At 52.8% G+C, this 16860-nt stretch carries 9 protein-coding genes and 1 pseudogene; 5 read left to right on the forward strand and 5 right to left on the reverse strand.

Translation table 11 applies throughout. The annotated features are described in order from the left end of the window. The first annotated feature begins 10 nt into the window (after positions 1 to 10). The 5 genes from BMY16_RS15300 to BMY16_RS05715 all read left to right on the forward strand — a co-directional run bounded on the left by BMY16_RS15300 (position 11) and on the right by BMY16_RS05715 (position 11010). Positions 11 to 196, forward strand: a complete 186-nt coding sequence (locus BMY16_RS15300; protein ID WP_139207136.1) for a hypothetical protein — start codon at positions 11 to 13, stop codon at positions 194 to 196. A gap of 148 nt (positions 197 to 344) precedes the next feature. Next, positions 345 to 2528 carry a bifunctional endo-1,4-beta-xylanase/feruloyl esterase gene (xyn10D/fae1, locus tag BMY16_RS05700; protein WP_091840797.1) on the forward strand — a complete coding sequence of 728 codons (2184 nt, stop codon included), beginning with the start codon at positions 345 to 347 and terminating at the stop codon, positions 2526 to 2528. A 292-nt stretch (positions 2529 to 2820) separates the two neighbouring features. Then, positions 2821 to 5277, forward strand: a complete 2457-nt coding sequence (locus tag BMY16_RS05705; protein WP_091840799.1) for a glycosyl hydrolase family 95 catalytic domain-containing protein — start codon at positions 2821 to 2823, stop codon at positions 5275 to 5277. A gap of 163 nt (positions 5278 to 5440) precedes the next feature. Next, positions 5441 to 7993 carry a xylan 1,4-beta-xylosidase gene (xyl3A, locus tag BMY16_RS05710; protein ID WP_091840800.1) on the forward strand — a complete coding sequence of 851 codons (2553 nt, stop codon included), beginning with the start codon at positions 5441 to 5443 and terminating at the stop codon, positions 7991 to 7993. Between the two features lie 869 nt (positions 7994 to 8862). Further along, positions 8863 to 11010, forward strand: a complete 2148-nt coding sequence (locus BMY16_RS05715; protein WP_091840802.1) for a VapE domain-containing protein — start codon at positions 8863 to 8865, stop codon at positions 11008 to 11010. Between the two features lie 12 nt (positions 11011 to 11022). On the opposite strand, the gene BMY16_RS05720 is transcribed toward BMY16_RS05715, so the two are convergent. From BMY16_RS05720 to BMY16_RS15975, 5 genes and pseudogenes are all read right to left on the reverse strand, one after another. Next, positions 11023 to 11802 carry a TIGR03915 family putative DNA repair protein gene (locus tag BMY16_RS05720; protein ID WP_091840803.1) on the reverse strand — a complete coding sequence of 260 codons (780 nt, stop codon included), beginning with the start codon at positions 11800 to 11802 and terminating at the stop codon, positions 11023 to 11025. Beyond that, positions 11799 to 13073, reverse strand: coding sequence for a putative DNA modification/repair radical SAM protein (locus BMY16_RS05725; RefSeq protein WP_411267766.1), 1275 nt, complete (start codon positions 13071 to 13073; stop codon positions 11799 to 11801). The genes BMY16_RS05720 and BMY16_RS05725 overlap by 4 nt, the downstream gene beginning before the upstream one ends. A gap of 98 nt (positions 13074 to 13171) precedes the next feature. Then, complete coding sequence (locus BMY16_RS05730) at positions 13172 to 14623, reverse strand: family 43 glycosylhydrolase (RefSeq protein WP_091840807.1); 1452 nt, start codon at positions 14621 to 14623, stop codon at positions 13172 to 13174. A 1-nt stretch (position 14624) separates the two neighbouring features. Beyond that, positions 14625 to 15326: an acetylxylan esterase gene (locus BMY16_RS15970; RefSeq protein ID WP_411267770.1), complete on the reverse strand. Its 702-nt coding sequence runs from the start codon at positions 15324 to 15326 to the stop codon at positions 14625 to 14627. Between the two features lie 375 nt (positions 15327 to 15701). Then, positions 15702 to 16718 (reverse strand): annotated as a pseudogene (locus tag BMY16_RS15975) (family 43 glycosylhydrolase); the annotation flags it as partial. Positions 16719 to 16860 lie beyond the last annotated feature (142 nt).

A 16860-nucleotide genomic window follows, 5' to 3' on the forward strand; every position in this document is an offset into this window, starting at 1 on the left:
TTAGTTATTTATGATGCAAAGATACAAAGATTTCAGTTTCGTTGTTCCCGAAAAGCCATGTTATTGCATCATTCATTGCGCAAACGTTTGCACTTTCCTTGCCATACAGATTGCCGACGGTCATGTCTATGACTTCGCCTTCGGCCTCAATTGGAGCGGCATCATCGATGATGAACGCGTCAAGAAGAACAAATGACTCCCAAGACAAACGGATGAAAAGTAACATTTGGCAGGGATATGAAACATATAATAAAGTATATGATACTCTACAAATAGTCTGTTTGGAATAAATGTCGTAACTTTGCACGCGGAATTTTTAATAAACGAAAACCAATACATAAAAAATGAAGAAATTAGTTCTAGCTTTATCGCTATTTGTAGTGGGTGCCATGTCCGCTTCAGCACAGTGGGGACGCCCCGTGGATTTCTCTGAGGGTCCTGGTTTGAAGGATGCCTATAAGGATTACTTCACCATCGGTGTGGCTGTGAACAAGACCAACGTGTCTGATCCCGCCCAGATGGAAATCATCAAGAAACAGTTCAACAGCGTCACCGCTGAGAACGCCTGGAAACCCGGTGAGATTCATCCGAAAGAGGGTGTTTGGAACTTCGGTTTAGCCGACAGCATTGCCAACTTCTGCCGTGAGAACGGTATCAAGATGCGTGGCCACTGCCTCTGCTGGCACAGCCAGTTTGCCGACTGGATGTTCACAGACAAGAAAGGAAAGCCCGTAAAGAAGGAAGTCTTTTACGAGCGTCTGCGCGAACATATCCACACGGTGGTAAACCGTTACAAGGATGTCGTTTATGCTTGGGACGTGGTGAATGAGGCTATGGCAGACGACGGTCGTCCGTTCGAGTTTGTCGATGGCAAGATGGTTCCCGCCAGCCCCTATCGTCAGAGCCGTCATTTCAAGCTCTGCGGCGACGAGTTCATCGCCAAGGCATTCGAGTTCGCCCGTGAGGCTGATCCTACCGGCGTGCTGATCTACAATGACTACAGCACCGTAGACCCTGGCAAGCGTGAGCGTATATATAATATGGTGAAGAAGATGAAGGACGCAGGTGTGCCCATCGACGGTATCGGCATGCAGGGTCACTACAACATCTACTTCCCCGATGAGGAGCAGCTCGAGAAGGCCATCACCCGTTTCAAGGAGATTGTGAATATCATCCACATCACCGAGCTCGACCTCCGTACCAACACGGAGAGTGGCGGTCAGCTGATGTTCGCCCGTGGTGAGGCTAAGCCTCAGGCTCCCTATATTGGAACACTTCAGGAAGACCAATATAATCGTTTGTTCCGTATCTTCAGAAAACACAAGGACGTTATCAAGAACGTCACCTTCTGGAACCTCAGCGACAAGGACTCCTGGCTGGGTGTAAACAACCACCCGCTGCCTTTCGATGAGAACTTCAAGGCCAAGCGTTCACTCGCCGTGATCCGCGACTTCGACGCCAAAGCCGACAACTACGTGCCCAAGAATGACTGGGTGCCCAACCCCATGAACCAGCCCGGACAGGAGTATCCGCAGGTGAACAGTGAGGGCTTTGCCCGCTTCCGCGTGGAGGCTCCCGATGCTAAGTCAGTAATCGTCAGCCTGGGTCTTGGTGGCCGTGGCGGCACTGTGCTCCGCAAGGATAAGGACGGTGTATGGGTAGGAACTACAGAGGGTCCGATGGATCCCGGCTTCCACTACTATCACCTGACTATCGACGGTGGCGTGTTCAATGATCCTGGCACACACAACTACTTCGGTTCTTGCCGTTGGGAGAGCGGTATCGAGATTCCTGCTCCTGATCAGGATTTCTATGCTTGGCGCAAGGACATCCCTCATGGCAACATCCAGCAGGTGAACTTCTGGTCGGAGAGCACTGGCAAGATGCAGACTGCCAATGTCTATCTGCCCTATGGCTACGGCAAGGTAGTGAAGGGCAAGCAGGAGCGCTATCCGGTGCTTTACTTGCAGCACGGTTGGGGTGAGAACGAGACCAGCTGGCCCGTACAGGGTAAGGCCGGTATCATCATGGACAACCTGATTGCCGACGGTAAGATCAAGCCCTTCATCATCGTGATGGCTTACGGATTGACCAACGACTTCAAGTTCGGTACTATCGGTAAGTTCACTGCCGAGGAATTTGAAAAGGTGCTCATCGACGAGCTCATCCCCGTTATCGACAAGCAGTTCCTCACTAAGCCCGATAAGTGGAACCGCGCCATGGCTGGCCTGTCGATGGGTGGCATGGAGACGAAGCTCATCACCCTGCGCCGTCCTGAGGTGTTCGGTTACTGGGGTCTGCTCTCTGGTGGTCAGTATGCACCTGAGGAGATCAAGGATCCGAAGTGTGTGAAGTATATCTTTGAGGGCTGTGGCTCCAAGGAGAATCCCGATGGCATCAACAAGAGCGTCGAGTCACTGAAAGCAGCTGGCTTCAATGCCGAAGGTCTTATCTCAGAAGGTACTGCGCACGAGTTCCTGACATGGCGTCGCTGCCTCGAAAAGATGGCTCAAAGTCTATTCAAATAAGCAGAAAGTGAAGAAAAAATGCACTTTTTTGAGGGATGAAACAAATAAAAAAGTAATTGTAACATCAGGATAAAAGACTTTTGAGAAAATGTTGTATCTTTGCAGCAGATTAAAAAATCGAATAGGTTAAAATTGTTTTAGTTATATTAGTAGTTAGTAGTTTTTCCTTCCTCGGGGCGGCAGTAAGGCGTTACTGGTCCCGAGGTTTTTTATTTTTGCTCTTTTTCAGATATTTATTTTGCAATCTAGATATTATTTAGTAACTTTGCAGAGGAAATAAAATTGACTATAAATGAAAAAGTTAATCACCACAACACTCGTCTGCGCATGTTGCGCATTAATAGTAAACGCCCAGCAGCACAAGCTCTGGTACGACAAACCCGCCACACAGTGGCTTGAAGCCCTGCCCATAGGCAACTCCCAGTTAGGTGCCATGGTATATGGGGGTATCGACACCGAGGAGATCCAGCTCAACGAAGAGACCTTCTGGAGCGGTTCACCTCATTCTAATAACAGTCCTGAGGCGAAAGAGCATCTCCAGGAGGTTCGACAACTGATCTTCCAAGGTAAGGAGAAAGAGGCCCACGACCTGATTGAGAAATACTTCATCAAAGGGCCCCATGGTATGCGGTTCCTACCTGTGGGGAGTCTGAAATTGGGCTTTCAGGGTATGAGGGAGGTGAGCAACTACAAACGCCAACTGGACCTGAGCACGGCACTGGCCATCACGAAGTATGAAGCCAATGGCGTGACTTATCAGCGCACGGCCTTTGCATCGCAGACCGACCATGCCATCGTGGTACGCATCGTGGCCAGCCAGAAGGGAGCGCTAAGGTTTAACGTGAACTTCAACAGCCCGTTGGAGGCGAAGCGCTCGGTGCTGAATCACCAGCTGGCTACTATTATTAATAATGTAGAACAGGAAGGTGTCCCTGCCGGCCTGCATGCCGAGTGCCGCATTGAGGTGACATCCGATGGTGACATTATTGACGGCGACAGCCTCATCAATGTGATGAATGCCACGACGGCCACGCTGTATATCGCTATCGCCACGAACTTCGAGAACTATCAGAAGACCAACGGCAACCCCACACAAAAGAATATCCGTACACTGGCAGATATCAAGCGGACAAGTTATCTGAAGCTGTTGGAACGGCATCTTGAGAAATACAAACAACAGTACGACCGGGTAAGTCTCACCCTGCCGAAATCCGATAACTCCAGTCTTCCCACCGACCAGCGTTTAAAAGCCTTCGACGGAAAGGATATGGATATGGTGTCGCTCATGATGCAGTATGGCCGTTATCTGCTCATCTCCTCGTCGCAACCCGGAGGACAGGCAGCCAATCTACAGGGTGTGTGGAACAATAAGATGGAGGCGCCATGGGACTCGAAATACACCATCAACATCAATGCTGAGATGAACTACTGGCCTGCTTTGGTGGGTAACCTCGCTGAGACGCAGCAGCCGTTCTTCTCCATGATTCGCGACCTGAGTAAGACGGGTGCCGTCACTGCTCAGGAGATGTATGGCTGCAAAGGTTGGGTAGCCCACCACAATACAGACCTGTGGCGCATTGCCGGACCCATCGACGGGACTAACTGGGGCATGTTCCCCACGGGCGGAGCATGGTTGACGACCCACCTCTGGCAACACTACCTCTACACAGGAGACAAGCAGTTCCTGGCAGACAACTATGAGGTGATGAAAGGCGCTGCCGACTTCCTGATTGACTATATGCAGGAATACCCGAAAGACGGAGAATTAAAGAATGCCGCAGGCTGGCTGATGACGGTGCCAACGGTATCGCCTGAGCATGGTCCAGAAGGTAAGGGCACCTGCGTGACAGCAGGTTCGACGATGGACAACCAGATTGTATTCGACGTGCTGAGCCAGGTCATTGCTGCATCCAAGGTCTTAGGCAAGGACGAGTCTTCCATCTCCAAATATCAATCAGCGATACAAAAGCTGGCACCCATGCAGATTGGCCGTTACGGCCAGTTACAGGAATGGCTCATCGATGCCGACGATCCGAAAGACGAGCACCGTCATATCTCCCATCTCTACGGTCTCTACCCCTCGAACCAGATATCGCCCTATAGCCATCCCGAACTGTTTACGGCAGCTGCCAACACCCTGAAACAGCGCGGTGATATGGCCACTGGCTGGAGTCTCGGCTGGAAGATTAACTTCTGGGCCCGCATGCTCGACGGCAATCATGCCTTCCAGATTTTCAAGAATCTGCTGAACCCGATACCCGCCACTACGGAATGGGGACCTCGGGGCGGTACCTATCCCAACCTGTTCGATGCGCACCCGCCCTTCCAGATCGACGGTAACTTTGGCTGTTCGGCTGGTGTCTGCGAGATGCTTGTGCAGAGTCACGACGGAGCCCTACACCTCCTGCCTGCCCTGCCCGATGACTGGCAAGAGGGAGAAGTAAAGGGTTTACAAGCCCGCGGTGCTTTCACGGTAGATATGACGTGGAAGGAGGGTGAGCTGCAAGAAGTAACCATCCGATCGAAGATTGGCGGTACGTTGCGCCTGCGTTCATATGTGCCCCTGTCGGGCGATGGTCTTAAAGAGGCGAAGGGCAACTGCCCCAACCCGCTGTTAGCACCTGCCCAGATTAAAGAGCCATTGAAGTCGAAGGAATTGAAAAACTTCCAACTCCTGCCCCAGAAAAAAGTCTATGAATATGACATCGAGACAGTGCCAGGACAGACATATAGCCTGAAAAAACAGTAGTTTTCTACACGATGTTACATCAGATAAAGTTTGTGAGACATGAGCGAATGCCCATGTCTCATTTTTTTATTAACTTTGCACCCAGAACCCAATACAGAAAATATTTATGCAAGTACAACTATTCAGAGCAAGACATTATCTAACTTTATTATCAACCGTATTTATGTTCTGTGCCGGCCTTTCAGTGTCGGCACAGACTTTTCCGTACCAGAACCCCGACTTGAGTGCCAAGGAGCGCGCCAAGGATCTCTGTAGCCGACTGACGCTGGAAGAGAAAGCCATGCTGATGCTCGATGAGAGTCCAGCCATACCGCGACTGGGTATCAAGAAGTTCTTCTGGTGGAGTGAGGCCCTGCACGGAGCTGCAAACATGGGCAATGTGACCAACTTCCCCGAACCTGTGGGTATGGCGGCATCGTTCAACCCCGATCTGCTCTTTAAGGTCTTCGACGTGGCCAGCACGGAGTTCCGTGCCCAGTACAACCACCGCATGTACGACCTGAAGGGAGAAGACATGAAGATGCGCAGCCTCAGCGTGTGGACGCCGAATGTAAACATCTTCCGTGACCCCCGTTGGGGACGTGGACAGGAGACCTACGGTGAGGATCCCTACCTGACGAGCGTGATGGGTGTCCAGGTGGTAAAGGGCCTGCAGGGACCTGAGGAGTCGAAATACCGTAAGCTCTGGGCCTGTGCCAAGCACTATGCCGTACACAGCGGTCCGGAATACACACGCCACACGGCCAATCTTAATAATGTACCCGTGCGCGACTTCTGGGAGACCTACATGCCTGCCTTCAAGACTCTGGTGCAGGATGCCAAGGTGAGAGAGGTGATGTGTGCCTACCAGCGTCTGGACGACGATCCCTGCTGCGGTTCTACCCGTCTGCTCCAGCAGATCCTGCGCGACGAGTGGGGATTCCAGTACCTCGTGGTGAGCGACTGTGGTGCCGTGAGCGACTTCTATGAGAACCATAAGTCATCATCGGATGCTGTGCATGGTACGGCAAAAGCCGTTTGGGCAGGTACCGACGTAGAGTGTGGCTTCAGCTATCCCTATAAGACCATCCCCGAGGCCGTCAGGAGAGGTCTGCTTACGGAGGCAGAGGTCGATAAGCATGTCATCCGTCTGTTGGAAGGTCGTTTCGACCTGGGTGAGATGGACGATCCCTCACTTGTGGAGTGGTCGAAGATTCCCTACTCTGCCATGTCAACGAAGGCCTCCGCACAGATTGCCCTGGATATGGCCCGCCAGACCATCGTACTCTTACAGAACAAAGGTAATATCCTGCCCTTGAAGAAGAATGCGGAGAAGATTGCCGTGATTGGTCCGAATGCCAACAACGAGCCGATGATGTGGGGTAACTATAACGGTACACCCAACCACACAGTGACCATCCTCGACGGTATCAAGGCCAAACAGAAGAAGCTGGTCTATCTGCCAGGTTGCGACCTCACCAACGATCGTGTGATGGAGTGCCATCTGGCCACAGAATGTACGACGCCCGACGGTAAGAAAGGATTGAAGGGAACGTTCTGGAACAACACGAAGATGGAAGGCAAGCCCTTCACCACCGAGAACTATACGAAGCCCGTCAACGTGACCACAGCCGGTATGCACGTTTTTGCGCCCAACCTGCCCATCGAGGATTTCTCGGCTAAGTATGAGACGACTTTCGCTCCGAAGGAAGCTGGAGAATATGTCGTGAACGTGGAGAGCACGGGTCATTTCGAAGTATACATCAATGGTGAGCGGAAAATCTTCCAGCACACATGGCGCGCCACACCCACCCGTACAGTACTGAAGGCTGAAAAGGGACAGCAGTTCAAGATTGAGGTGCGCTTCCAGACTGTGAAGACCTGGGGTGCCTCGATGAAGATCGACGTAGCCCGTGAACTGCCTATCGACTATCAGGAGACCATCGCCCAGCTGAAGGGCATCGACAAGGTGATCTTCTGTGGTGGTATCGCCCCAAGCCTAGAGGGCGAGGAGATGCCTGTAAACATCGAAGGCTTCAAAGGCGGCGACCGCACCAGCATCGAACTGCCAAAGGTGCAGCGTGAGTTCCTGAAGGCTCTGAAGGCAGCAGGCAAGCAGGTCATCTACGTGAACTGTTCCGGCTCTGCCATCGCCCTTCAGCCCGAGACAGAGAGCTGCGACGCCATCCTGCAGGCCTGGTATCCTGGTCAGGAGGGTGGAACAGCCGTGGCTGATGTGCTCTTTGGCGACTACAACCCCGGTGGAAAACTGTCGGTAACCTTCTATAAGGACGATAGCCAGCTGCCCGACTACGAGGACTACTCGATGAAGGGTCGTACCTACCGTTACTTCAACGATGCCTTGTTCCCCTTCGGCTATGGTCTGAGCTACACCACCTATGAGATTGGTGAGGCAGCCATCGAGGGACAGGGTGGAAACTTTACGCTGAACATCCCCGTCACAAATAAGGGACAGAAGAATGGCACAGAGATCGTACAGGTGTACATCCGCGACTTGTCTGACAAGGAAGGACCGCTGAAGTCATTGCGCGCCTTCCAGCGCGTTGACGTGAAGGCTGGCCAGAGTGCAACAGCCAAACTGACACTCACCCCGAAGAGCTTCGAGTTCTGGGATGCTGCCACCAACACCATGCGCACCAAGCCCGGACAATACGAGATTCTCTACGGCTCGAGTTCTCAGGACAAAGACCTGAAGAAACTCACCGTCAACTTATAAGACATCCCTCTCTCCTCCTCTTCAAGGACGCAGCCACCCCGCTGCGTCCTTGTTTTTTCCGTTTGGTTGAGAGGGCGTTTTATAGCCCTTCCGACAAAATACTCCACCATTCCGCCCCTTTGTCGCAAATCACTCACCCTGTCGCAACAAACGAACCAAGAAAACACCAAAATATTTGTATTCTGCCCAAAATACCCGTACCTTTGCATCAGATAATTTTTTCATATTGCTTTTGGTTTTAGTTATTAAGTTAGTAGTTTTTCTTTTCCATTTTGATTAATTAGAGTTAGTGTTTGAACGAGAACGAGGCCTGCAGGGATGCAAGCCTCGTTCTTTGAATTTGTAAGAGATAAAAAATGGCTTAAGCCGTCACCATGGTAGTTAAGTGGTTGGGTATTAGGCGTTTAAGTGGTGACGGCTTGGCTTTTGAGCCGTCACCCAGCCGTCACCGAAGAAATCGGGCTGTTTACTGGCAGTTAAGATAAGGGAAACAACTTGTTTCCCCTATGTAAACAGGTTGTTCCCATAGGGGGAATAGATTAGTTCCCACGGTGGGAACAAATTGTTCCCACCGTGGGAACTAAGGGAAAGGACTATCTAAAGGAAGCATAGAGATAGTAGTTTTAGATGGATAACCGGTTTGAGGTGACGGCAGGGTGACGGCTCAAAAGGCAAGCCGTCACCACTTAATATATTGATAGTCAGAAGGAAAAGTGGCGAGGTGACGGCTTAAGCAATTTTTAGCAATTCTTCGCGGCGGAGAATTGCTTGCACATTTTTTGCACATTTTTCAATATTTGTGCAGGATTTATTTGGTTTTTCGATTAAAATTTTGTATCTTTGCACCATATTTGCAAACCACTAAGATTATGAAAGCAAGAACAACACTTATCAAGAATTATCGGAACAAGGAAACCCTGCGGCTCGTGGAGTTGCAGGAAGTGGCAGATTTTATCCGTAACGGAGCGTTTAAGGAGCAGGTGAGCGAATTCCGCAGCGTCTTCCCACTGATGACATTTGCTGATCGCAACGATGAGGGAACACTCACTGGTTACGTGAACTGGCCCAAGAACCTGCCCCGCATCTGCTTTGCACTGGAGCAGGAGCATCGCAATGGCGAGCGCATCACCAGAGGATACACAGGACTGGTGTTGCTGGAGGTGAACAACCTGGCGAGTCACGATGAGGCTGATGCCGTGAGGAAAGGGGCTGCCGAGATGCCTCAGACGCTGATGGCGTTTGTGGGGGCTGACGGGCAGTCGGTGAAGATCGTGTGTCAGGGGGAGTTGTTTCCTGGCGGGAGCAGGCTCCCGGAGAGCGATGCGGAAATAGCCCTCTTCCATGAGAATCTGTACGAGCGGGCGAGACTGATCTATAATGGTCAGCTGGGGGTGACTGTCGAAAAGCTCGAACCCACCACTCAGCGCATCTGTTACATGAGCTCCGACCCGGGACTGGTGTACAACCCGATGGCGACGCCCATCTATGCGAAGGCGGAGAAGGCGACGGAATCGATCACCCACCAGCGTTCGGCTCTGGAGCAGACGGAGAGCTACGAGCGCTACAAGAGCATGCACACCGTTTACGAGTTCAGCCTCTCGAAGGCGTATGACGATACGGAGGGCATCGCAGACAAGGACGAGCGCCGCCATGCTATCCTCTCCCGCCTGGCACAGTATTGCATGGAGACGGGGTTGGCGATGGCTCCAGCCATGCGTCAGACGCTGATGAAGTCGATGTTCTGGGACGAGGAGGATCTGGTGAAGAAGGTGTTTGAGAATGCCTATCGCGAGGAGCTGGTGGAGAGACACATGGAGAAGAAGGGCATCCAGCGCACGAAGACCATTCCGCCAGAGACGCTGCTGACGATGAAGATCAACATCTTCCTGAACAGCAACTACGAACTGCGCAAGAACGTGATGCGGGGTGTGGCGGAGTATCGCACAAGGACGGGTATCGGCTTCTCGTTTCAGGACCTGACAGAGGAGGCACGCAACTCCATCACCATGAGGGCCCTGGAACAGGGCATCCGTTGTTGGGATAAGGACATCCGACGCTACGTGAACTCTGACGACATCGAGCGTTACGACCCTGTGAACGACTACTTGGACCACCTGCCCCGATGGGACGGGAAGGATCGGGTGACGCCCTTGGCAGAAAGGGTTCCTACGGAGTGGAAGGAGTGGACACACCTCTTTCATATATGGATGCGCTCGATGGTGGCGATGTGGTTGGGAAAGGGTCAGCTGACGGGCAACGCGCTCGTACCTCTTCTTATAGGACGTCAGGGCTGTGGCAAGTCTTCGTTCTGCCGCATCCTGTTGCCTCGTGAGTTGCAGGATTACTACAACGACCGCATCAACTTCAAGAACGAGAACGACCTGAACCTGGGGTTGAGCTCGTTTGGATTGATCAACCTCGATGAGTTCGACCGTGTGACCCAGCGCCAGCAGATCGTGCTGAAGTATCTGGTGTCGACGGCAGATCTGAAGTATCGTCCGCCCTACGGCAAGGCCTACACCACGAATCGTCGTTATGCCTCGTTCATCGGAACCACCAACGAGCAGACGCCCCTAACCGATCCTTCTGGTTCGCGCAGGTTCCTCTGTGTGTTCATCGATGGCGACATCGACTTCGAGACGCCCGTCCAGCACGATCAGCTGTTTGCCCAGCTGATGGATGAGATCCGTCAGGGCGAGCGCTACTGGCTTTCGAAGGAAGAGGAGCGAGCACTGATGGAGCACAACCTGCAGTATCAGCGACTGAACGGACTCGGCGAGATGCTGATGGCTGTGGTGCAGAAACCACGCGTGGCAGCCTCGGACGTTCAGAGCGAGGAAGGCCAGTGGATGAGTCTGAAGGACCTCTCCGCCCTGCTGAAGAGCAAGTTCAAGGGGTATAAGGAGGATACGGGTTCTTTCCAGAAGATAGGCAGTTATCTGAACCGCCCGGAATACAAGTTCCAGAGCCACCATACCAAAGCAGGTACGATGTATTGGGTGAAGGTAAGGGTATAATCTCAAATACCCTTACCGCCCATTCTTCTCAGTCATGTATTTCCAGTAACGGCGGGGCATGTCTTTCAGCTGCTTGCGGGGGTTCATGCGCTCCTTGATGCAGATGGCCTTGAAGTAGGTGCGCCAGAGGTCCTGGAAGAGTTGGTCGTCATGGCTGAGCACCTCTGCATTGAGTTTGCCGTTGTTGAGGTTAAAGGGTACGGCAGCCTCGTCTTCAAACGTCACGCGGATGGGAGCGGCCTTGCCGTCATAATAAAAGCCATAGTGGCGCTTGGCGTCGTAGATAAGCCAAGGCTGGTCGTTGAAACGGTCGCTGAAATGGTCGGTGATCAGGGGCAGCACATTATGATCGGGGGAGACCACAGCGAGGTAGGTGCCGTCCTTCGCCTTCTGAAAGCGGATAAACTGTTTCATGCGCAACTGCTCATGCAGCACACTATGGGCGATGTCGATTACCGACAGTACGTCGTCGTCAGCGAAGTTATGGGAGATATCACCCTGGCGGAACACCTTATAGATATACAGGAACAGAGGCGTAGGCAGTTCCGGGAGTTCAGACAGCCAACTGACGGAGATCAGCTTCATCGCCTCACGGGGCAGATGCTTTTCCAATCCCGTCCACACCCTCCGGGCCTTTTCTTCATCGGTGGTCACATGATAGAGATGCTCGCAGAACAGGGGCAGGGCATCGCCAGACTTGAGCAACTGTTCTGGTTGTTCGTGCAGGGCATAGGCATCGAATACTGCCGTCAGAAGCCCATCCATCGTACCATCGAATGTATAGACTGTCATTCTTCGTCGAAATCAAGTTTGAGTTGTTGTTCCTCTGCAATGCGTTTCTGCTGGGTCTTGGAGATCAGCAAGGGGCGCAGACGCTCTGGGCGCAGTTCGTTGACACCCACAATGGGCGTGGAGTAGGTAGAGGTGAGTTCGTGGCAGGTGATGAAGTACTTGGCTTTCTTCATCACAACCCCCATCTTCTTCAGGTCGTAGGATGTGAGGCGGTTGAAGCGACGCGAGTTGACGATGAGCCATGCCGACTTCGTGCCAAGGCCAGGCACCCGTAAGAGCTGTTCGTAGTCGGCCGTGTTGATATCCACGGGGAAGGCCTCAGGATGGCGCAAAGCCCAGGCGAGCTTGGGGTCTACCTCCAGATCGAGGTTGGCATGCAGGTCGTCGACGATCTCATCGACTGTGAAATGATAGAAGCGCAAGAGCCAGTCAGCCTGATAGAGGCGGTTCTCGCGCACCAACGGGGGCTGTTTAAGGACGGGCAGACGGGGGTCGTAAGTATTGACACTCACATAGCCCGAGTAATACACACGTCGCATCGTAGGCTGTCCGTAGAGCATCGACGACATGGTGAGGATATCCTTATCAGTCTCTTTCGTGGCACCTACAATCATCTGGGTAGACTGACCTGCAGGCACGAAACGTGGCACATGGCGCATGCGCCTTCTGTCTTCTTTGTTCTCAAGCACACCCTGCTGGATCAATTTCATGGGTTGGAACACGCTCTGGTGGTTTTTCTCCGGAGCCAACAGCTTCAGCGATTCTTCTTTCGGAATCTCGATGTTCACACTCATACGATCCGCATAGCGCCCTGCCTCGTTGAGCAGTTCGCGCGAGGCTCCAGGGATGCTCTTCAGGTGGATATAGCCATTGAAACGATGGACAAGCCGCAGGTCTCGGGCGATGGCCGTGAGCCGCTCCATGGTATAGTCAGGATTGCGCACCACCCCACTCGAGAGAAACAGGCCTTCTATATAGTTACGGCGATAGAACTCCATGGTGATCTCCTCGAGTTCACTGACGGAGAGCGTAGCCCGCCTGATGTCGTTGGAACGACGGTTGATGCAATAGGCGCAGTCGTACATGCAGTAGTTGGTCAGCATGACCTTCAGCAAGGAGATGCATCGCCCGTCATCAGCAAAGGAGTGGCAGATGCCCACCCCACCAACGGTAGAGCCTACCATGCCCTTCTTTCCTCTGCGCACCGTTCCGCTCGACGAGCACGACACATCGTACTTCGCCGATTCTGCGAGAATGCGCAGTTTTTCCATTGTCTTTTCTGTTAGCATGGCGCAAAGATACAATAAAGGTGTACCAAAAGCCGGTACACCTTTAATTAATTAACCTTTTTTATATATCTCTCTCCCACTTAGTGGTTGCGGAAGTTCCACTTGGAGTTGTCGCTCGAGAAGTCGTACTTGGCCAATGTAGGCGTTGAGTCACCAGCTGAGTAGAGACAGTAGGTGGTGTTCGTGCCCTCAATGCCTGGGATAGCCTTCGGCATGATGCGGTAAGTACCGTCAGTCAGCTGCTCGATGCGCCAGAGTTGTTCGTCGGCTCCGGTATAGGCAGGAACGGTAGTCACCTCCTTGTCAGCTGTGGCAGCCAGAGCGCGGTCGGTACCCTCGATGGTAATCTTGAAATACGGATTGCTCAGATAGCCACCAGCCTCGTTGACTGGGGTGATGGTCCAACGCTGATGAGGACGGAACATAAAGTCACCGATACGGGCAGGGATATTACCCTCGGGCCATGCACCCTTGACCTCGTCTAAGGTCTGGTTGGCGATGGGCTTCACAGGCTGCTCCATCTGGTTGCGGTTGAACCAGCCCTGGCGCTCCTGCTGCATGCGGACGAAGTCGACAGCGAGCTCAAGGGCATAACCACGACGCTCACTCAGGATGGCCAGGTTGCCACCCTTGAAGTTGTCGCCGGCTACGGGCCAGCCGTTCTTCCATACCAGTGGACGGACGGCGAGCGTAGAACGGCCACTCAGTTCGAAGTCGGCCTCCCAGTGGAACGACATCACCTCAACACCCTCGTCAACGATGAAGCGTCCGAAGTGTCCGGCTCCGCAAGCGCGCTCTTCAGCGGCAATGACCATCTTACCACCACCATGATACATATCACGGCCTACATTATCGATATAAGGACCTTCGATGTTCTTGGAGCGGCCTACAACAATGTTATAGGTAGAGTTCACACCATCACAGCAGGTGCCATGGGTTCCCAGCAGATAGTACCAGCCATCACGATACATGAGGTCGGAGGCCTCACAGTCGATGGCGATGTCCTTCTCCTTGTTGCCCTTTACACGGAAGCCCGTCTTGGGGTCGAGCTCGATGAGACGGATGGTACCGAAATAGGTGCCATAGCTCACCCACAGGCGGCCTGTGGTGGGATCCAGAAGCAGACCAGGGTCGATGGCGTCCTGATCCTCCATACCGTCGGAGTAGCACACCTCTACAGCCTCGCTCCACTTGAAGTCGGGCGACTTCGGGTCAAGGGTCTTGTTCCACATGGTCAGGATGCGGCCTGCATGACCACCTCCGAGTCCACCACCCGTGGCACCATAGATACAGAGGTAACGGTCGCCGATCTTCAGCACGTCGGGGGCTGCACCACCACCGGGACGGTCAGCGCCACTATGCCAGCTCCAGCCATCATCAGAGATCAGGCCACCGCCACCAGTGCCGAAGGTGTAATACTTACCCTCACACTCGGCCAGCGTCGAGGGGTCGTGGATATAAGGAGCGCCAATTTGTGCGTTTGCGGCTGTGGCAACGGCCAGTGCCGCCAGAATTGTATGTAGTCTTTTCATTTTATTGTGCTTTGATTGAATAGTTCTTAACAGGATTTCCATTCTCGTCGAGGAAGCGAACGCAGAAGTCGCTCATGCCAGGGCCATTGATGATGGCACCACGCAGGATGTTACGGCCTTTCTTAAGGGTGAGGCGGTTGGACATGGCATCGTCCTTCACCATACGGCGGTCGCCAGAGAGCAGCAGAGCCTCCTCACCGTTGAGCCACCACATAGAGGCAGAGTTAGAGCCTACGGCCAGACGGACATTCTCTATATCCTCGTCGCAGTCGATGATGGCAACGGCCCAGAAGAGCACGCCATAGACCTGCTGACCCCACTTCTCGGCAAAGCGGAAGAGCTTCACATTGAAGTTCTCACTGTCGAGGGCATGCCAGGTAAGCGTCTGATTAACATTTACTATCTTTGGTTTTGCAGGCTCCTGGGGCTGGCCGAAACCACGTCCGAAACCGGCGGGAACCTCTTCGCGCTGGAATGACACCTTCACCTTCTGGCCATCCTTCGGTACGATGGTCTGCTGACCTTTGAAGTACTGCATTCCAAAGTGCTCACGCAGATAAGAGTCGGTGAAGACGGTATTGCCACTATTGGGCTTATCGATGGGCTCCAGGAGCAGCCAACGACGGATAAAGCCGTTTTCATCGGGCTGGGCAGCAGCAGAGGTGGCAGGTGAGAAGTACTTGGGACGGTTCTTAAACTGGATCCAATCGACAGAGACACCAGCATCGCCCTCACAAGTAATCACCAGGTCGCTGACACCCTTCGGAACAAACTCCAGGGGAGCCGTCATCGTGAGCCACTGGTTGCTGAAGTCACGACGGAACATGGCAGGCATGCCTGCAGGCGTCTCGGGCTTCACTGTCATCTCGATCTTGGCGAGGACCTTACCATTGGCAGCCTTCTCACGGATGAAGAAGGTGGTATTGTCGGCAGCCTTGGCAGAGATCACGAGGTAACCATCTGTGAGACAGCTGAAGTCGATATCGTTATAACGGAGCCAGCTGCCCTTGACGGGAAGGGTGGCCTCAAAACTACGGAAGGTATTGACGGTATCGATAAGCTGAGTGGTCACATCGGCACTGGCCTCACTGTAACGGTCGATCTCGATCTTCTCAGTAGCCTGATTGATACCCACACCACGAAGCGTCTGCTTCACCTCCTGGATGGTGCCATCGGGGTTGAAAGACAGTTTCTCGATGCAGGCAGAACGGCGCTTGTCGTCGTTCGGAGAGAAATAATTATGATGATAGAACAGATACCACTGTCCCTTGTAGTTGATGATGCTGTGGTGGTTGGTCCAGCAACCGTTGGGCTGCTCGGCCATAATCAGACCTTTGTACTCATAGGGCCCCATCGGGTTCTTACTCATGGCATAGCCAAGCACCTCGGTGTTCTCTCTCACATAAGGATAGGTCAGATAGTAGTTGCCGTTGTACTCGAATGCAAACGGGCCCTCAGCCTGACGGCTGGGCAGGCCTTTGAGGCAGTTCACGCCATACATCTCAAACTCACGGTCGCCCCACTTCACCTTTTCCTTCGGGGTGTCATCGGCGATCTCCTTCATATTGTCCTTTAGCTTGGCGCATCGGCCAGCACCCCAGAAGATATAGGCGTTGCCGTCGGAAGCCAGAAGCACACAAGGATCGATGCCGTTAATGCCCTTAATAGGTTCAGGCTCACAGGTGAACGGTCCCACAGGACTGTCGGCCACTGCCACACCGATACCAAAGCCCCTACCATCCTTTGGCGCTGAGGGGAAATAGAAATAGTACTTGCCATTCCTGTAGACACAGTCGGGTGCCCACATGGAATAGGAGTCAGGACGCACCCAGGGTACTTTGTTCTGGGTGACGATCACACCATGGTCGGTCCAATCCGTCAGGTTCTCAGAAGAGAAGACGTGATAGTCTTCCATACAGAACCAGTCCTGTCGCTGCCCTTCGGGAGGGAAGATGTCGTGCGACGGATAGACGTACACCTTATTATTAAATACGCGTGCAGTGGGATCAGCCGCGAACTGGTCGCGGATAATCGGGTTCTGGGCCCCTGCAAGCAAGGGCATACCCATGAGAATAAAACTCAATAATTTTTTCATCGGCGTTGTTGTTTATGAATAATTGATTTATGATGGTGCAAATATACAAAAAATTTCTCTAATTAGACTCATTCTAAAGGAAATGGTTTAATCGTCATCGACAATATTTTACCGATTGTTACATTCTACATAAACTCTGATA

Origin of the sequence: Prevotella sp. ne3005, assembly GCF_900110085.1 — a bacterium.
Lineage (GTDB): Bacteria > Bacteroidota > Bacteroidia > Bacteroidales > Bacteroidaceae > Prevotella.